This is a genomic window from Brenneria nigrifluens DSM 30175 = ATCC 13028 (genome assembly GCF_005484965.1).
GTDB classification, from domain to species: Bacteria; Pseudomonadota; Gammaproteobacteria; order Enterobacterales; family Enterobacteriaceae; genus Brenneria; species Brenneria nigrifluens.
Genome location: NZ_CP034036.1, coordinates 1,369,958 through 1,389,223 on the forward strand (window position 1 = coordinate 1,369,958; position 19,266 = coordinate 1,389,223).

At 58.6% G+C, this 19,266-nt stretch carries 13 protein-coding genes and 1 pseudogene; 4 read left to right on the top strand and 10 right to left on the bottom strand.

The genetic code is table 11. The annotated features are described in order from the left end of the window. Window positions 1-182: 182 nt before the first annotated feature. The 9 genes and pseudogenes from baeR to EH206_RS06335 all read right to left on the bottom strand — a co-directional run bounded on the left by baeR (window position 183) and on the right by EH206_RS06335 (window position 13,775). A complete protein-coding gene (baeR, locus tag EH206_RS06295; RefSeq protein ID WP_009111954.1) occupies window positions 183-893 on the bottom strand; it encodes an envelope stress response regulator BaeR in 711 nt (236 codons plus the stop codon). 7 nt (window positions 894-900) lie between these two features. Further along, entirely contained in the window at window positions 901-2,268 is a 1,368-nt protein-coding gene (baeS, locus tag EH206_RS06300; protein ID WP_009111955.1) for an envelope stress sensor histidine kinase BaeS, read from the bottom strand. 7 nt (window positions 2,269-2,275) lie between these two features. Then, on the bottom strand, window positions 2,276-3,679 hold the full coding sequence (mdtD, locus tag EH206_RS06305) for an MFS transporter (protein WP_009111956.1): 1,404 nt from the start codon (window positions 3,677-3,679) through the stop codon (window positions 2,276-2,278). Between the two features lie 27 nt (window positions 3,680-3,706). Then, entirely contained in the window at window positions 3,707-6,784 is a 3,078-nt protein-coding gene (gene mdtC / locus EH206_RS06310) for a multidrug efflux RND transporter permease subunit MdtC (RefSeq protein ID WP_009111957.1), read from the bottom strand. Further along, window positions 6,781-9,906 (bottom strand): MdtB/MuxB family multidrug efflux RND transporter permease subunit, encoded by a 3,126-nt coding sequence (locus tag EH206_RS06315; protein ID WP_009111958.1) that lies wholly within the window; start codon window positions 9,904-9,906, stop codon window positions 6,781-6,783. Before EH206_RS06315 ends, mdtC begins: the two co-directional genes overlap by 4 nt. Beyond that, entirely contained in the window at window positions 9,906-11,129 is a 1,224-nt protein-coding gene (locus EH206_RS06320; protein WP_009111959.1) for an MdtA/MuxA family multidrug efflux RND transporter periplasmic adaptor subunit, read from the bottom strand. Before EH206_RS06320 ends, EH206_RS06315 begins: the two co-directional genes overlap by 1 nt. A 299-nt stretch (window positions 11,130-11,428) precedes the next feature. Further along, entirely contained in the window at window positions 11,429-11,938 is a 510-nt protein-coding gene (locus EH206_RS06325; RefSeq protein WP_009111960.1) for a gluconokinase, read from the bottom strand. After that, a pseudogene (locus EH206_RS06330) lies at window positions 11,934-12,053 on the bottom strand (gluconate 5-dehydrogenase); the annotation flags it as partial. The pseudogene EH206_RS06330 and the gene EH206_RS06325, both read right to left, overlap by 5 nt. Window positions 12,054-12,584: 531 nt before the next feature. After that, window positions 12,585-13,775: a NupC/NupG family nucleoside CNT transporter gene (locus EH206_RS06335; protein ID WP_040343717.1), complete on the bottom strand. Its 1,191-nt coding sequence runs from the start codon at window positions 13,773-13,775 to the stop codon at window positions 12,585-12,587. Window positions 13,776-14,149: 374 nt separating this feature from the next. On the opposite strand from EH206_RS06335, the gene EH206_RS06340 reads away from it, so the two are divergent. Both EH206_RS06340 and EH206_RS06345 read left to right on the top strand, forming a co-directional pair. Next, window positions 14,150-14,746: a hypothetical protein gene (locus EH206_RS06340; protein ID WP_009111962.1), complete on the top strand. Its 597-nt coding sequence runs from the start codon at window positions 14,150-14,152 to the stop codon at window positions 14,744-14,746. A gap of 2 nt (window positions 14,747-14,748) precedes the next feature. Continuing rightward, the gene (locus tag EH206_RS06345; RefSeq protein ID WP_009111963.1) at window positions 14,749-15,522 is read left to right on the top strand and encodes a DUF3307 domain-containing protein; all 774 of its coding nucleotides are present in this window, start codon (window positions 14,749-14,751) and stop codon (window positions 15,520-15,522) included. A gap of 69 nt (window positions 15,523-15,591) precedes the next feature. Here EH206_RS06345 and galR read toward each other — a convergent pair whose 3' ends face one another. Further along, window positions 15,592-16,602, bottom strand: coding sequence for an HTH-type transcriptional regulator GalR (gene galR / locus EH206_RS06350; protein ID WP_009111964.1), 1,011 nt, complete (start codon window positions 16,600-16,602; stop codon window positions 15,592-15,594). Window positions 16,603-17,026: 424 nt separating this feature from the next. On the opposite strand from galR, the gene galT reads away from it, so the two are divergent. Both galT and galK read left to right on the top strand, forming a co-directional pair. After that, window positions 17,027-18,070 (top strand): galactose-1-phosphate uridylyltransferase, encoded by a 1,044-nt coding sequence (gene galT / locus EH206_RS06355; RefSeq protein ID WP_009111965.1) that lies wholly within the window; start codon window positions 17,027-17,029, stop codon window positions 18,068-18,070. A gap of 9 nt (window positions 18,071-18,079) precedes the next feature. After that, the gene (gene galK, locus EH206_RS06360) at window positions 18,080-19,243 is read left to right on the top strand and encodes a galactokinase (protein ID WP_009111966.1); all 1,164 of its coding nucleotides are present in this window, start codon (window positions 18,080-18,082) and stop codon (window positions 19,241-19,243) included. Window positions 19,244-19,266 lie beyond the last annotated feature (23 nt).

Below are 19,266 nucleotides of genomic sequence, written 5' to 3' on the forward strand. Positions count from 1 at the left end.
CGCCTCGCTTAAAATCTGATAACTATTGTCGAGCGGTAAGCCTATCAGCCTGAGATAAAGAAAAAATGATAAATTTTTAACTAAGTCGGACAGATTTTTTGACCGGGGCGTCGATAGTCTTCCACTGCGATGACCTTCAGGCGGGGGGATTTTTTCCAGCGGCCGCTTCCGCCTGCGAATGGCTACACCAGCTCGCAGGGTTCGGCTTCCCAGCGATAGCCCATGCCGTAAACGGTGCGGATAAACGAGGTTTGCTCGTCCAACTGCTCCAGCTTGCGGCGCAGGTTTTTGATATGGCTGTCGATGGTGCGGTCGGTCACCACCCGGTAATCATCGTAAAGTTTATCCAGCAGCGCCTCGCGGGAAAACACCTTGCCCGGTTCGGTGGCCAGGGTTTTGAGCAGCCGCAGTTCCGCGGGCGTCAGGTCGAGGTTTTGCCCCAGATAGCTGGCCTGAAAACTGTTTTTATCAATCAGCAGCGCGGCCTTATCCGCCGGTTTTTGCGCCTCCGCCTGCCAGCCGCAGCGGCGCAGCAGGGTTCTTACCCTTACCACCACTTCCCGCGGGCTGAACGGTTTACAGATATAATCATCCGCGCCGATCTCCAGCCCCAGCAGACGGTCGACCTCCTCGCTGCGCGCGGTAACCATAATGATGGGAACGTTGGAGAACCGGCGGATGGCGCGGCACAGCGTCAGGCCGTCGGTGCCCGGCAGCATCAGATCCAGCAGGATCAGCGCCGGCGGGTTTTGCTTGACCCAGTCGAGCACCTCATCGCCGTTGCTGATCCAGCGCGTCTGGTAATCCGCCGCCTGGAGATAGTCAACCAGCAGTTGCCCCAGTTTGGGCTCATCTTCAACGATCAGGACCGGCACGGCGGATTCAGTGGTCATCATTACTCTATTCTGGCGGATGCAAGGGAAGTTCAACGCTAATCAGCAGTCCCCCCAAGGGAGAATGCTCAGCATACAGTCGTCCGTCGTGCGCCTCAACGATATTGTGACAGATGGCCAGCCCCAGTCCGGAACCGCCGCTGGCGCGATTGCGCGAGCCTTCCGCGCGGTAAAAACGGTCGAATATCAGCGCCAGCTGCTCGTCGGTTACCCCCGGCGCGCTGTCCTGCCAGGTGATGACCAGCCGTTGGTGGCGCACCGCCGCCGCGATGTGTAAGGTTCCCGGTTCGTCGGTATAGCGCAGGCTGTTTTCCAGCAGGTTGTTGAACAACTGGTTTAAACGGTGCGCGTCGCCAAACACCTCGGCCCGCGGCGGAAAGTCGGTGGTCAGGGTAATGCGCTTTTTGCGGTAGCGTTCGTGAAAGGTGGCGATGGCGATATGCAGCAGCCGTACCACATCCACGGAGACCTTGCGATAGGCCAGCGTACCCCGATCGGATAACGAGAGCTGGTGCAGGTCGTCCACCAGTTTGGTCAGGGTGGCCACCTCCCCCTGGAGCGATTGCAGCGACGCGGCGTCGGGCCGGCGCACGCCGTCCTGCAAGGCTTCCAGCTCGCCGCGCAGCACCGCCAGCGGGGTGCGCAGCTCATGGGATACATCCGCCATAAAGGCGCGGCGGGACTGCTCGTTTTTCTCCAGCGCGCCGGCAAGCTGGTTAAAATCCTGCGCCAGCCGCCCCAGCTCGTCGTGGGCGCTGGCGGTGACGCGGGCGCTGAAATCGCCCGCCGCCAGACGATGAATGCCGTTGACCAGCCGTTTGACCGGCGCCAGCAGACCGCGGGAGGTCAGCCAGGTGGCGATGATCGCCAGCAGGGTCGATAGCGCGACGATCAGCCAACTGGTGCGCTGTTGCTGCCGGTCGAAATTGATATCGGCGTTGCGGGTCAGGCGTTCGGAAGAGGAGGCGACTACCCAGCCGACGGTCTGATTCTGCGCCCTGATGGGCTGCCAGGTGCTCTCTTCCGTTATGGGCGCCGGAGAGCCGTACAGCCTGTTTTTTTCCGCATCCAGCACCCACAGGCGAACGCGCCAGCCCTGCATGGCATGATCGTCGTCGCTGTTCTGATCCATAGAGTGCAGCATTTTGAACACCAGGCGCCCGTTGTTGCGCAAAAAAGACCAGTCGCCGTGCTGCTGATATTGCTCCGCCAGCGCGTCGCGCAACTGCGCCACCCGCTGTTCGTTGCCGCGTTTGACGTAGTCGATAAATCCGCGTTCGAAGCTGAGGCGCACGCCCCAGTGCATGGTAATCAGCACCAGCAGGCAGGTGGCGAAAATCGCCAGGAATAATTTAGCGGTGATCCCGAATTTCATGGCAACCTCACGAGCGACGGGGAAGCGTCAACTGCTTATCGGTGTCGGGTGGAACGCGATTAAAAATCATGGCGGGCAGCGCAATGATGACCGCCATGCTGAGATAAGCGTACAGGAATACGCTGTGGGTTTCCGCCGGCCCCATGTTCAGGTGCCGGTGTGAAAACATGCCGAGCAGTATCCCGGCGATACTGACCCCCAGGCTCATGGATAACTGCATCGACATCGACAGCAGGCTATTGCCGCCGCTGGCCAGCGGGTCCGGCAGATCTTTCAGCGTCAGGGTATTCATGGCGGAAAAGCGGATCGAGTTCACCGTGCCGAGGAAAAACAGCACCACCGGCAGCAGCCAGATCCAATTCATCATCGCCACCAGGGCGAACAGCAGGGTAACCAGCGCCAGCAGCAGCGTGGAGGCGATCAGTACCCGGCGATAGCCAAAGCGGTTAACGATCTGCACCACCACCCGCTTTATCCCCATGCTGCCCAATACCATGGGGATCATCATCATCCCGGCGTGGAAAGGCGAGAACCCCATGCCCAATTGCAGAAACATCGGGGTCATAAACGGCAGCATCCCGCTGCCGATGCGCGCCAGAAACCCGCCGGTCAGCGCGACGGTAAAAGTCTGGGTGTCGAACAGGCGCAGATTAAACAGCGCCCGCGGGTTATGGCGGGCGTGCAGCCAGTAACTGAGCAGGGAGATCAGCCCGGTGGCGATCAGGGCGAGGATAACGATGGGCGGAATGCCGAGATTATGGTGCCCGTCCAACGCCAGCGTCAGGGTCGCCATACACAAGGCGAGCCACAAAAAACCGGTAATATCAAAGCGCTGGGTTTGCATGGTGTAGTTTGGCATCAGTAGCCAGGTCGCCAGCGCGCCGGCAAGGCCCACCGGCAGATTGATGAGAAAAATCCAGTGCCAGCTGGCGTATTCCACCAGAAAACCGCCCAGCGCGGGGCCGATTAACGGGCCAATCTGGCCGGGCAGGGTGACGAACGTCATGGCGGCCATATATTGATCGCGCGGGACGATTTTCATCACCGTCAGCCGCCCGACCGGCACCATCATGGCGCCGCCGATCCCCTGAATAACCCTGGAGATCAGCAGCTCGTTCAGGGTTTCCGCCCGCGCGCACAGCAGCGACCCCAGGGTGAACAGCAGGATGGCGGAGAAGAAGATGTTTTTAACCCCGATACGATCCGCCAGCCAGCCGCTGGCGGGCAGCATGATGGCGACGGTCAGTACGTAGGAAACAATCACCGAGTGCATGCGCAGCGGGTTTTCATTCAGGCTGGCGGCCATGGCCGGCAGCGCGGTATTCACAATGGTGGTATCCAGCGTTTGCATAAAAAAGCCAAAGGCCACAATCCACAGTTGCCAGCGAACGGAAGCGGGCCGAGTCACCATGTTTCAGGGATCTCCTGCTGAAAATAATTAATAAACAGAAATACGTTCATGGGTTTTGCGCCGCATATTGCGCAGACGATCGAAGAACAGATACACCACCGGCGTGGTATAGAGCGTCAGAAGCTGGCTCATCACCAGACCGCCGACGATGGTGATGCCGAGCGGCTGGCGCAGTTCCGCGCCGTCGCCGCTGGTGAGCGCCAGCGGCAGGGCGCCGAACAGCGCGGCCAGCGTGGTCATCATAATCGGGCGGAAACGCAGCAGGCTGGCCTGGAATATGGCGTCCCGCGCGCTGAGTTCGCCGCTGCGCTGCGCCGCCAGCGCGAAATCCACCATCATAATGGCGTTCTTTTTAACGATACCAATTAACAGCATTATGCCGATCAGCGCAATCAGGCTGAACGGCGCGCCGAACCATTGCAGCGCCAGCAAGGCGCCCACGCCGGCGGAGGGCAGGGTGGACAAAATGGTTAGCGGATGCACGTAGCTTTCGTACAGCACGCCCAGCACGATATAAACGGTAATAATCGCCGCCAGAATCAGCAGCAACTGCGCCGTTTGCGACTGCTGGAAAGCCTGCGCCGTGCCGGAGAACTGTCCGCGCACCGCGGACGGCACGCCCAGCGAGGTCATGGTTCGTTCAACCAGCGCAGTGGCGTCGGAAAGGGTCGCCCCTTGCGCCAGGTTAAAGGAGATGGTGGATGCGGCGGACAATCCCTGATGGTTGACCGTCAGCGGCGCGTTGACGGGTTGCCAGCGGGCAAAGTAGGAGAGCGGGATGGGTTTGCCGGCATCGTTGATGACAAACATTTTTTCCAGCGAACTGACATCCTGCGTGTAGGCCTCGTCCACTTCCATCACCACCTTGTACTGGTTGAGCGGCTGGTAAATGGTGGAAATCTGCCGCTGGCCGAAGGCGTTGTTCAATAACGCGTTGGCGTCGGCGACGTCGATCCCCAGCCGGGCCATGGCGTCGCGATCGTAAGTCAGCGCCATCTCCGCGCCTTTATCCTGCTGATCGGAATTGACGTCGGCCAGTTGGGGCAGTTTGCTCAGCGCCTGACGAATTTTCGGCTCCCAGGCGCGTAGCAGGCCGAGATCGTCCGACAGCAGGGTGTACTGATAACTCGCATTGGCTTCGCGCCCGCCGATGCGTATATCCTGCACCGGCATTAAAAACAGGGTGGCGCCGGGCTCTTTAGCCAGCGTGGCGCGCAGGCGGCCGACTACCTGCTGGGCGCTGACGTCGCGCTGCGACAGCGGCTTGAGCGTAATAAACATGGAACCGCTGTTGGTGCGCGAACCGCCGGTAAAGCCGGTAACGTTGTCAACCGCCGGATCGCTGCGCACCAGGGTCATAAAGGTCTGTAGCTTCAGTTGCATGGCCTGAAACGAGATACTCTGGTCGGCCTGGATAAACCCCGTCAGCCTGCCGGTATCCTGCTCCGGAAAAAAGGTTTTCGGAATGCTGATATACAGCCAGGCATTGAGCGCTATGGTTCCCAGCAGCAACGCCAGCACCCAGCGGGCGTGGTTCAGCACCCACTTAAGCGAACGCCCGTAGCCTTGCTGCATGGCCAGCAGGAGGCGGCCGAAACCGCGCAAACGCGGCTGGCCGCGCTGCGGCGCGGCGCGCAGCAGCCGGGCGCACATCATCGGCGTCAGGGTGAGCGAGATCAGCAGCGAGATAATAATCGCCACCGACAAGGTAACGGCGAACTCGCGAAACAGCCGTCCCGGCAGGCCCTCCATCAGCAGCAGCGGGATAAACACCGCCACCAGCGATATGCTCATCGACAGCACGGTGAAACCGACTTCGCGTACCCCCTGCAACGCGGCCGGCAATGGCTTCATGCCGGCTTCGATATGGCGTGAGATATTTTCCAGCACCACGATGGCGTCATCCACCACGAAACCGGTGGCGACGGTCAACGCCATCAGGGAGAGATTATTCAGGCTGAAACCGCACAAATACATGGCGGCGAAGGTGCCGATAAGCGAAACCGGCACCGCCACCGCGGGGATCAGCGTGGCGCGCCCGGAACGGAGAAACAGAAACACCACCACAATCACCAGCGCCACGGCGATCACCAGCGATTGCTCCACTTCAGCCAGCGAGGCGCGGATAGTGGGCGAACGATCCAGGGCGATATCAAGCCGGATTTCCGCCGGCAGGCTGGCGCGCAGCTCGGGCAAGGCGGCGCGAATGCTGTCCACGGTGGTAATGATATTGGCGCCGGGGGCGCGGCTGATTACCAGCAGCACGGCGGGTTTGGCGTTGGCCATCCCGGCGTTGCGCGAGTTTTGCACCGCATCCCGCACCGTGGCGACGTCGCTCAGCCGCACGGCGGCGCCGTTGTTGTAGCGAATGACCAGCGGCTGGTAGGCGGCCGCGGTTTTCAGTTCGTCGTTGGTTTTTATCTGCCAGCGCTGCCGGCGGTTTTCAATGTCGCCCAATGGCTGGCGCACGTTGGCCTGACTGATGGTCTGCCGCACCTCGTCCAGCGAAATGCCCTGATTGAACAGCGCCTGCGGATTGAGGGCCACGCGCACGGCGGGCAGCGAGCTGCCGCCGACGGAGACATCGCCCACGCCCGACATCTGGGAGATTTTCTGCGCCAGCCGGGTGGAGGCGTAGTCATACAGCTGTCCGGGATTGTAAGTATCCGAGGTCAGCGTCAGGATCATGATCGGGGCGTCGGACGGGTTCATTTTGCGGTAGGTCGGGCGGCTGGGCATGCCGGACGGCAGCAGACTCTGCGCGGCGTTAATGGCCGCCTGCACATCGCGCGCCGCGCCGTTGATATCCCGTTCGAGATTAAACACCAGAATAATGCGCGTACTGCCCAGCGAACTCGTGGAGGTCATTTCATTGACGCCGGCGATCCTGCCCAGCGCCCGCTCCAGCGGCGTGGCCACCGATGACGCCATGGTTTCCGGCGAGGCGCCGGACAGCGAGGCGCTGACCACGATCACCGGAAAGTCCACCTGCGGCAGCGGCGACACCGGCAGCAGGCGAAACCCCAGGACGCCGCAGAGGGCGATCGCCAGCGTCAGCAGAATGGTGGCCACCGGCCGATGGATAAACAGGGCGAAGAACCTCACTTGGTTTCCTCCTCCTGACGCGGCGCGCCCCGCAACCGCTGCGCCAGCCGATCAAACAGCAGGTAAATCACCGGGGTGGTAAACAGGGTCAGAATCTGGCTCATCACCAGACCGCCGACCATGCAGATCCCCAACGGCTGGCGCAATTCGGCGCCGACGCCGGTGCTCAGCATCAGCGGCAGGGCGCTGAGCAGGGCTGCCATGGTGGTCATCAGGATCGGGCGGAAGCGCAGCAGGCAGGCCTGGTAGATGGCGTCATACGGGCTCATGCCCTGTTCCCGTTCGGCGGCCAGCGCGAAGTCGATCATCATGATGGCGTTCTTCTTGACGATGCCGATCAGCAAAATAATGCCGATAATGGCGATCACGTCCAGTTCCTTGCCCGCCATCATCAGCGCCAGCAACGCTCCCACCCCGGCGGTAGGCAGCGTTGAAAGGATGGTCACCGGATGGATAAAGCTTTCATACAGCACGCCGAGGACGATATACATCGCCACCACCGCGGCGACGATCAGCCACACCGTGTTGCCCAGCGCCGACTGGAAGGCCAGCGTGCTGCCCTGGAAACGGGTGGTGATATCGGCGGGCAGGTTCATTTGCCGTTCCGCCTGGGTGATGGCCTCTACCGCTTCCCCCAGCGCATAGCCGCTGCTGACGTTGAAGGAGATAGTGGTGGAGGGAAACTGGTCGAGATGATTGATGGCCAGCGGCCCCTGCCGCTCTTCGATGGCGGCGATGCTGTTGAGCGGAATGCTGCCGCCGTCGCTGCTGATTAAGCGCACGTCGTTTAACGCATCCAGACCGCTATTGTCGGCGGTATCGTGCTCAAGTACCACACGGTACTGGCTGGCCTGGGTGTAAATGGTGGAGATCAGGCGCTGGCCGAAGGCGTTATAGAGCGCGTTGTCCACATCGGCCATGCTGATGCCCAGACGGCTGGCGCTGTCGCGGTCGACGTTGACGTAAGCGATGGCCGCGCCGTCCTGCCAGTCGCTGCTGACGTCCTGCAACTGCGGCAGCTTGCGCAGCTCGGTCAATAGCTGCGGCACCCACAGGCTGAGATCGTCCAGCGACATCGCCTGTAGGGTGAACTGGTACTGGGTTCGGCTAAGCTGGGTATCAATGGTGAGATCTTGCACCGGTTGCAGATAGAGCTGGATGCCGGGGAGCTGCGCGGTCTGCTGTTGCAGCCGGGCGATGATTTCCGCAATACGCTCGCGGCGCTCGTTGAGCGGATGCAGATTGATTTGCAGCCGCCCGCCGTTGAGCGCGGCGTTGGTGCCGTCAACGCCGACGAACGAGGAGACGCTCTGCACCGCCGGGTCTTTCATAATGATGGATGCCACCTGCTGCTGGCGCTCCGCCATATTGCGGAAAGAGACCGACTGCGGCGCCTGCACCGTGCCCTGAATAATGCTGTTGTCCTGCACCGGGAAGAAGCCTTTGGGGATCCACAGATACAGCAGCACGGTGAGCGCCAGCGTGCCCACGGCCACGCTCAGCGTCAGCCACGGATGGTTCAGCACCTTGCGCAGCCAGACGGCGTACGCGGCCACCAGCCGGGTAAAAAAGCGCTCGCTGGCGCGGGTAAAGCGATTCTGTTTACTCAGCGACCGATGGCTGAGCAGGCGGGCGCACATCATCGGCGTCAGGGTGAGCGACACCACGGCGGAAATCAGAATGGCGACGGCCAGGGTGATGGCGAATTCGCGGAACAGCCGGCCGATAATGTCTCCCATAAACAGCAGCGGGATCAGCACGGCAATCAGCGAAAAGGTTAATGAAATAATGGTGAAACCGATCTCCCCGGCGCCTTTCAGCGCGGCGTGGAGCGGCCTCTCGCCTTTTTCGATATAGCGGGAGATATTTTCAATCACCACTATCGCATCGTCCACCACGAATCCGGTGGCGATGGTGAGCGCCATCAGCGTCAGGTTATTGATGGAGAAGCCGAGGAAATACATCGCCGCAAAGGTGCCGATCAGCGACAGCGGCACGGCGATGCTGGGGATCAGCGTGGCGACGGCGTTGCGCAGAAACAGGTAAATCACCATCACCACCAGCGCGATGGCCAGCAGCAGTTCAAACTGCACGTCTTTTACCGACGCCCGGATGCTGAGGGTTCGGTCGGTCAGCGTCGATACCTCGACCGATTTCGGCAGGCTGGCGGTCAGTCCCGGCAGCATCTGGCGGATGCTGTCGGTGGTGGCGATCACGTTGGCGCCCGGCTGGCGCTGAACGTTGATAATGATCGCCTGTTGCCGATTCGCCCAGGCGCCCAGATAGGTATTTTCCGCCGCCTGCTCCACGCTGGCGACGTCGCGCAGGCGCACCGGGGCGTCATTACGCCAGGCGACGATCAACTGGCGGTAATCCTCGACGGATTTCATCTGATCGTTGGCGGACAGGGTCACCGAGCGGGTCGGGCCGTCGAGGCTCCCCTTGGCGGAGTTGACGTTGGCGGCGGTAATGGCGCTGCGGATCGTTTCGCCGGTGAGCTGGTATGCCGCCAGCGCCGGCGCGTTCAGCTTTACCCGCACCGCCGGGCGCTGCCCGCCGGCCAGCGACACCAGGCCGACGCCCGCTACCTGCGAGATTTTCTGCGCGATGCGGTTATCCGCCAGATCCTGCACCTGGGTCATCGGCATGGCGCTGGAGGTGACCGCCAGCGTCATAATCGGCGGGTCGGCCGGGTTAACCTTGCTGTAGGTCGGCGGGTAGGGCAGGTCGGAAGGCAGCAGATTGGTCGCCGCGTTGATCGCCGCCTGTACGTCCTGTTCGGCAATATCCAGCGCCAGCTCCAGCTGAAATTGCAGCGTAATCACCGAGGCGCCGCCGGAGCTCTGGGCCGCCATCTGCTTCAGCCCGGACATCTGCCCGAACTGGCGTTCCAGCGGCGCGGTAATGGCCGAGGTGACCACTTCGGGGCTGGCGCCGGGATAGAGCGTCACCACCTGAATGGTGGGGTAGTCCACCTCCGGCAGGGCGGAAACCGGCAGGGCGCGGTAGCCGATAATACCCGCCAGCAGGATGGCGACCATCAACAGTGTGGTCGCCACCGGACGCAGGATAAAAAGCCGCGACGGTCCGCCGCCGCTGGCCGGCACGCTATCCTGCCGCATCAGGGTTTCTCTCCGCTGATTAACGGCGTTTTATCCGTGGCGTCGGAGGAGAGCACCTCGACTTTGGCGCCTTCGGTCAGACGGTCGATGCCGTCGGTCACCACCAGCACGTCGGCGCTCAGACCGGCGGTAATCACCATTTGCTGGCCGTATTGAATACCGGTGGTGACCAGACGTTTACTCACCTCGTTTTTATCATTCAGTATCCAGACAAAGCGCCCTTCATTGCCCATTTGTACCGCGGCGGCGGGGGCGAGGATGGCGTTTTGCAGCGTATCCACCTTCATGCGGATATTGACGAACTGATTGGGGAACAGGGCGTCGTCGCTGTTTTCGAAACGGGCTTTGAGCTTGAGGGTGCCGGTGGTTACGTCGATCTGGTTATCCATGCTCAGCAGGCTGCCCTGTGACAGCTTCTGCTGATTGGCGCGATCCCAGGCTTCCACGATCGGCGCCTGCGCCGATTTGCGCGCCTTGACAATGGTGGCGATCTCGCCTTCCGGCACGGTAAATACCACATCGATGGGCTGCGTCTGGGTGATAACCACCAGACCGTTGGTATCGCCGCTGGTGATGTAGTTTCCCACGTCCACCTGCTTTAACCCCACCCGCCCGCCGATGGGGGCGATGATTTTGCTGTAAGCCAGCTGTAGCTCGGCGCTGGCCACCGCGCCTTCATCCGCTGTGACGCCGCCCTCCGACTGCCGCACCAGCCCTTGTTGCGCATCCAGCTCCTGACGGGAGATCAGGTTGGTTTTCACCAACTGCTGATAGCGGGCCAGATCCTGCCTGGCGTTGGCGAGTATCGCCCGGTCTTTTGCCAACTGCCCCTGAGCCTGGGTTAGCTCTACCTGAAACGGCCGCGGATCGATCTCCGCCAGCAGATCGCCTGCGTTGACCTGCTGCCCTTCCTGAAAGTGCAGGGCCATCAGTTCGCCGTCAACCCGGCTGCGGATGGTGACGGTATTGGAGGCGGTAACGGTGCCGAGCGCGGAAAGATAGTAGGGAACCGAGGCGGAACCGGTCCGGGCGGCCTGCACCGGGGGCAGCACGTTCATGGCGGCCCGGCGGCCGGCGCCGTTTCCCTGGCGCGCCGCGGGCGCGGCACGATCGCCGCTCTGGCCGGCGGTGGTTTGCGGCTGGGTGAAATGACGCCAGAGCAGCAGAGCGGCAACAACGACGGCAACAAATATCAACAGGTGTAAGAGGCGTTTGGCATTCATGGTAATCGGTTAGTCTCTCCGTATGGCGCGGACAACGCGCGGGTCCCTGCAACAGTGCGTGGTATAAAATTATGCGTTTTATCATACTAGTTTAACCACCCCATGCCGGAGAAATAATGAAGGAAATATGGAAGATGTGTCAGGGATTGTCGGCGCGGGGCGGAAATACCACAGCCGAGAGGCGTAAATCAGGCCGCGGCCAAAGCCTCTGACGGCGGCGCGTGTCGGTTATCAGCAGTAGAAATGCCGCCTTGTCCAGGCAGGGTGGGAGCAAGGCGGCATTGGCAAGGCGTTGTTATTTATGCCGTTTGTTCCGTTCGACCGGCGTGCAGAGGTTGCGGCGCCCTTTCCCGGGATAGCGCCTCGATGCAGCGGTTGACCACGCCGTCGAGCGAGGCGGCGATATCGAAGGGCATCACGTCGCTCTCCTGCTTATCGGGGGACTCCAGGGTGGCGAACTGACTTTTCAGCAGGCTTTGCGGCATGAAGTGACCCGCGCGCTGTTGCATCCGTTCTAACACCAACGGGTAGTCGCCGTTCAGCCACAGGAAGGTCATATGGTTATTCCCCTCTCTCAGCCGGTCGCGGTAGCGTTTTTTCAACGCGGAACAGACCAGAAAGCCGGTTTCGTTTTTTTGCTGCAGGCTATAGGCCACGTCGCTCAGGCGTTCGAGCCAGGGCAGTCGATCGTCGTCGTTCAGCGGGCGGCCGGAGGCCATTTTTTCAATGTTCGCCCGCGGATGCATGTCATCCCCATCGATGAATTTGGCGTTGAGGCGGCCGGCCAGCGCCACCCGACGCTTTATCATTAATAATGATTTCCGCGCCGAATTCGGATAACCCTTTAGCCAGCAGAAAACCGATGCCTTGCGCTGAACCCGTAATAAGCACTTTCTTTTTGGAGAGTGAAAATAGATCTTTCATAAACAATTCCTGATGGCTGCCTGAATGATTTTTTACGCAATTAGAGGAAAAATTAGCCGCGCTGCAAGCAAACGTAGCGGAAAATATCACATGGTTAAAATTTAATTTTATGATATTTAAAATGATTTATTTTACAGGTTCGGTATTGCCGCTTATTGGGTTACCGGCAGCATCATGCCGGTCTGCTTCAAAATGTTGCAGAGAAAAGCGATTTTTACCTTGAGGGCGCAGTATTGCAACAATCGTCGCGATGGAAATGTCGCCTGGATTACGTTACCGGTAACATGATTTGTTAACATCATTTACGGTAGGTAAGATGGCTGGAGAAAGTTAATAGCGCGGCGGTTTTTTTATTAAATTTCCATCAACAGAGGCTTCTGTTTTTTAATTAACAGGGGAGGAGGTTCTCTTATTTTGAAAAGAGCGCAAGTCGGCGGCTTACGCCGCTACGGCCCCTCGCCACGCTCTCCCTAATAACAGGCTTTGTCAATGGTCTGAACCGGGAACGAAGGTTCCCGGTTTATTATCGGGTTACAGCACCAGCCCGGCAATGGAGGCGGAAAGGATGCTTACCAATGTGGAACCGTAAACCAGCTTCAGTCCGAAGCGGGAAACCACGTTGCCCTGATGCTCATTCAGGCCTTTGATGGCCCCGGCAATGATGCCGATAGACGAGAAGTTGGCAAAAGAAACCAGAAAGACGGAAAGGATCCCGACGCTGCGCGGCGAAAGCTCCGCGGCGATCTTTTGCAGTTCCAGCATGGCGACAAATTCGTTGGAGACCAGTTTGGTCGCCATAATGCTGCCGACCCGCAGCGCTTCATGGGAGGGGATACCCATAATCCAGGCGAACGGGTAGAAAGCGTAGCCGAGCATCTCCTGAAAACTTATGCCGAATATCGCGCTGAAGATGGCGTTGATGGCGGCAATCAGGGCGATAAAACCAATCAGCATGGCCGCCACGATAACCGCAACCTTGAAGCCCGCCAGAATATACTCGCCCAGCATCTCAAAAAAACTCTGGCCTTCATGCAGATTGCCCAGCTGCAACTCCGGTTCTGCGTCAACTTTGTACGGATTGATCAGAGACAGTACGATAAAGGTGCTGAACATGTTCAGTATCAGCGCGGCAACCACAAATTTGGCGTCCAGCATGGACATATATGCGCCGACGATCGACATGGACACGGTGGACATCGCCGTCGCCGCCATGGTGTACATGCGCTTTTCGGACATTTTGCCCAGGATATCCTTGTAGGCGATAAAGTTTTCCGACTGCCCGAGGATCAGCGAACTGACGGCGTTAAACGACTCCAGTTTGCCCATGCCGTTGACTTTGGACAGTACGGTGCCGATCAGGCGGATGATGATCGGCAATAGCCTGATGTATTGCAGAATCCCGATCAGCGCGGAAATAAACACGATGGGGCAAAGCACTTTGAAGAAGAAGGAAATCAGGTTTTTCTCGCTGTTGACCATATCGCCAAAGACGAAATCGGTTCCCTGGCCCGCAAAACCAAGTAATTTATCAAAGACGGCGGCAAACCCCGTTACCACGCCTAAGCCGATATTCGAGTAGAGGAAAAAATAGGCAAGCAGGATTTCAATAACCAGCAGTTGAATAATAAACCGAATGCGGATGCTTTTACGGTCGCGGCAGATGAGTAACGCCAGAGTTGCAACAACAACCAACGCTAATGCGAATTGCGCAATATGTGACAGGGACATGTATGCTCCAAATATGAGGCAGGCCAAATTTTCCAGGTCATTTTATGTAACGGCTGCGCCAAAAATGAGATGGAGAATGCAAAAACGCAATTCTATATTAGAACGATGGCTAAACTAAATGGCGCGCCTTGTTATCTCTGCACTTTTAACCATTCATTATTCTGATACCTTCTTACAACGGCGATATTTTCATCAGCGCGTAGCGATGGATGCATAACTATGTCCGCAGCCTGGCGGAGTAATTCCACCGAGTCGGATTCGTTCCGTACGGCGAATAGCGGTAAAATTCGCATCTAGGGACGAACATTTGATATATTCGTCCCTAGATGCGAATTTCGGGTTCTATCATTGCCTGAGGGCGATAAAAAATGGCGACAAAAATCAGTGTGATTACCGGCGATCTGGTCAATTCTCAGCGGGGGGACACCGCGGCCTATCTTGAGCGACTGGATAACCTGCTGCACGATTTGCAGCAGGCTAAGTGGTTACATAGCTTCGAAATCTTCCGGGGCGATTCTTTTCAGGCCGTCGCTAAATCAGAACAGGGTTTATTGTTGGCGGTGTATATCCGCATCGCGTTGAAAGCCTCCGGGATCGCCTACTGGGACGCCAGGGTAGCCGTTGGTCTGGGTAGCCACAAGGCTCGGGGAACAGGCTACGGCAGCGCTTTTCTCAATTCCGGCCAGGCGTTGGACACGATAGGCAAAAATTGCAGACTGGCTCTGAAAAATGACAATGATAAAACAAACGCGGTTGTCAGCGATTTACTGCCGATGTTAGATCATGTCATAGGTCGTCTATCGCCGAGCGAGGCAAAAATCGTCCAGGCGCGGATGTTTGCCGCGACCAACGTCGAGGTGGCGAAAACGCTGCAAAAGGCGACATCAACGGTATCCGCCGCGCTCAAACGGGCCGCCTATGAGGAAATCATAAGATTTATCTCCGCCATCAACAGGATAACCTAGCTATGGATTTAACCTTCGCTCCGCTGTTGACCTGGATGCTGATAGCGCATCTGGTTGTTGATTTCTCTTTGCAACCGCTCAGTTGGGTGAAGCATAAAGCCAGATACCGCGCCGGTTCGAAATTTTTGTTACTCCACGCCATTCTGCATGCGGCGGCGGCGGCCTTGGTCGTCGCCGGATTTGGTTTACTGTACGGCAGCTTGCCCTCTTTCTATGCGTTGCTCGCATTACTGGTGATAGGCATCAGCCATTATCTGATCGACCTGATGAAAGTCACCGTAATGAGCCGGTTAAACCTGGCCGGCAGTTTCCTGATAGATCAGGGTCTGCATCTGTCGGCGATCCTGCTCCTGTGGTTAGCGTTGATTCCCGATGCCCGGCCGCTGCTCTCTTTCTTGTGTCAACAACTGGCCGGCGTGCAGTTTAGTCTGATTGTTGCCGCCTATCTGGTGATTTACCTGCCGATGAGTATCCTGATCGACCAACTGCTGGCGCGTTGGTCACCCCAGATGCCCCCTTCCGCCAGGGCGAATAAAGATTCACTGTTGAGAGCGGGGAAACAAATCGGCTATTTGGAAAGAACGCTAATCCTGACCTTTGTGCTAATCGGGCAGATACCGGCGATTGGTTTTTTACTGGCGGCAAAATCCATTTTTCGTTTCGGCGATCTGCGCCAAAGCGACGATAAGATGCGTACCGAGTATGTGATGCTTGGCACGCTGTTTTCCTTCACCCTGACCATCATGCTCGGTCTGCTGGTCAGGCGGCTGCTGTAACCGGCGGGCGCAACCCTGTAAACGGACGCCGGCCCGACTCGTTGGGCCGGCGGATTAAAGAGCAAAGCGTCATTTCTTCCGGGACGGCGGGCTGACGGAGTGACGGCGAACCAGCGTCGGGCTGAACAGGGTTGTCGTCTCTTGCAGGGTTCTCCCCTGGTGCAGGGCGACGGCCAGTTCGGCCGCCTGTATCGCCATGGCTGAAACCGGGTAATGCACCGTGGTCAGGCGGGGACGGAGATAACGGGCGATCAGCACATCGTCGAACCCCACGACGGACATATCCTGAGGAACGTTGATGCCGTTATCGCTAAGCACCGACAGCGCGCCCGCCGCCATAGAGTCGTTGTAACACACTACGGCCGTTATATTGCCGCCGCGGCTCAGCAGTTCGGTCATGGCGGATTCGCCGCCCGTTTCATCCGGGGAGGCGCGGGCGATGCGCCGCTCATCCACCGGCAGGCCGTGTTCATTCAGCGCGTCGGTGTAGCCCTGTAAGCGGTCGAATGCGTCGGAAATCGGGTGATTCGAACAAAGAAAACCGATCTTTTGATGTCCTTCCTGCAGCAGATGGCGGGTAGCCAACCAGGCGCCGTGGCGGTCGTCCAGCGCCACACAGCGGGTTTCATAACCCGGCAGCGTACGGTTGATCAGCACCATATCGGGGATGTGGCTCATCAAGGACGCCAGTTCCCCATCGGCAATCATTTTGGCGTGGACCACCAGCCCGGCGCAGCGGTGGCGAATCAGCTGTTCAATCGCTTTTTTCTCTTGCTCGGCGTTATGGTAACCATTGCCGATAAGTAAAAAATTTCCTGTCGCCTGGGCGATTTGCTCCACCGATTTCACCATCGCGCCGAAGAAAGGATCGGAGACATCGGCAACCACCAGACCCAGCGTTTCGGCGCTTTGATGCGCCAGGGCTCTGGCGTTGGCGTTAGGATGATACTTCAATTCGGCCATCGCCTTATGCACGGCTTGACGCGAAGCGCTGCTGGCCTTGGGCGAATCGTTGATAACGCGTGAAACCGTGGCCACCGATACCCCTGACAAACGAGCGACGTCCTTTATTGTAGCCATGGCGGATTCCTGAAATCGGCATTACCGAGGGGCATAGGTTTTCCCGGTTAACGCAGTGGTTAGCAAAAAACTATAAGTTTATAAAACTACAGGCTTATAAAACTACAGGTTTTTTCAGATGTTAGCTTATTCATTCTTTTACCGTCGGTATCCAGAGAACGCTTATGTGATCGGCATCACTATCAAGAGTAACTTCCCGCTTTCCAAATGTCATCCTGCGGTTTAAATTTAGGGTAATCGATTACACTAAATTTGTGCTAATACATTTTATATTAATTTATTATGTTTATTATTAATGGATTGTATAAAAAATTCGCCGTGTAATGTGTTACACCCGGTGCGGGTTTTGCCATTGACTGCCAGATGCCGCCGGGAAATATCGCCACGGCGAGGGGCATCCGTCCTGTTTTGAGGAGCGATCGTTATGCCATTTGAACCAACCGAGCACCCGCATCGCCGTTTCAACCCGCTGAAAGGGGAGTGGGTTCTGGTTTCCCCGCACCGCGCCAGGCGTCCATGGCAGGGGCAGCAGGATGAACCCGAGCGCCGGGCGCTGCCGCCGCACGATCCGACCTGCTATCTGTGCGCCGGAAATAAGCGGGTTACCGGAGAGGTGAACCCGCCGTATCAGGGAACCTTTGTGTTCACCAACGACTTTTCGGCGCTGATGGAGGATACCCCGGCGCTATCGCCCGGCGAAGATCCGCTGTTTCGGATGCAGAGCGCCCGAGGCGTCAGCCGGGTAATCTGTTTCTCGCCGGATCACGGCAAAAGCCTGCCTGAGTTGCCCCTGTCGGCGCTGAAAAAGGTTATCGATACCTGGAGCGAGCAGACGGCGGAGTTGGGACAGCGCTACCCCTGGGTTCAGGTTTTTGAAAACAAAGGCGCGATGATGGGGTGCTCCAACCCGCACCCGCACGGACAGGTATGGGCCAACGATTTTTTACCCAATGAAGTCCGGCATGAGGATCGGCAACAGCGCGCTTATTTTGAGCATTACGCTACGCCTCTGCTGCTGGATTATGCGCGGCGCGAGCAGGCGGACGGCAGCCGGCTGGTGGTGGAAACCGAACATTGGCTGGCGGTGGTGCCTTACTGGGCATCCTGGCCGTTTGAAACCCTGTTGCTGCCGAAGTTTGCCGTCAGGCGGATGCCGCAGTTGAGCGATGCTCAGCGTGAGGATTTGGCCCTGGCGCTGAAAAAACTGACCAGTCGTTACGACAATCTGTTTCAGTGCTCGTTTCCCTATTCCATGGGGTGGCACGGCGCGCCCTTTAACGGCGAAGAGAATAATAGCCACTGGCAGCTGCACGCCCATTTTTATCCGCCGCTATTACGTTCCGCCAGCGTGCGCAAGTTTATGGTCGGTTACGAAATGCTGGCGGAAGCCCAACGCGACCTGACGGCGGAACAGGCCGCCGAACGCCTGCGGGCTGTCAGCGATATCCATTTTCTTGAGCAAAATTGAGGACCGGGTATGAGCCGTATTGATGCTTTGCGCCACTTCGTCGATGCAACCTTTCAACGCCTGTTCGGTTACGCGCCGCAGGCGCATATTCAGGCGCCGGGACGGGTGAACCTGATTGGCGAGCATACCGACTACAATGATGGTTTTGTCTTACCCTGCGCCATTGATTACCAGACGGTGATCGGCGCGGCCGCCCGGCAAGACCGTCTCGTGCGGGTGGTGGCGGTAAACTGCGATAGCCAGCAGGATGAATTTGATCTGACGCAGGAGATAGCGCCGCATGCCGAGTATGCCTGGGCAAACTATGTGCGCGGCACGGTAAAGTTTTTGCAGGCGCGCGGCTTGCCGATTAGCGGTATGGATATGGTGATTGCGGGCAATGTGCCGTCCGGCGCGGGACTAAGCTCGTCGGCCTCGCTTGAGGTCGCCGTCGGACAAACGTTCAAGACGCTGAACCGTCTGGATATCAGCCAACTGGACGTGGCGCTCGTCGGCCAGCAGGCGGAGAACGATTTTGTCGGCTGTAGCTGCGGCATTATGGATCAGTTTATTTCGGCGCAGGGGCGGTCGGGGCATGCGTTACTGATCGACTGCCGGTCGCTGGAAGGGCGGGCGGTTAGTATGCTGGAAGGGTTCGATATCCTGATTGTCAATTCCAACGTGCGTCGCGGACTGGTGGACAGCGAATACAATACCCGCCGTCGGCAGTGCGAGGCGGCGGCGCGCCATTTTGGCGTCAGGGCGCTGCGCGATCTGTCGCCGGAGCAGTTTGCGGCGGGCGCGGCGGGGCTGGATCCGCCGGCGGTAAAACGCGCCCGCCACGTCATTAGCGAAAACAGCCGTACGCTGCAAGCGGCCGATGCCCTGGCCAGGCAGGATGCCAAACGCCTGTTTGCCCTGATGGCCGAGTCTCATGTTTCGATGCGCGACGATTTCGAGATCACCGTTCCCCAGATTGATACGCTGGTGGATTTGATTCAGAACCACGTCGGTGAGCAGGGCGGAGCCAGAATGACCGGGGGCGGTTTCGGCGGCTGCGTGGTGTCGCTGGTACCGGCGGCGATGACCGCCGACATTTGCCGGATGCTGGAGCGCGAATACCCGGCACGCAGCGGATTGCCGGCTTCAATCTATCTCTGCCGTCCGTCCGACGGCGCCGGCCGGCTGAGCTGAGCCGCTTTTGGCGTCAGGTGACG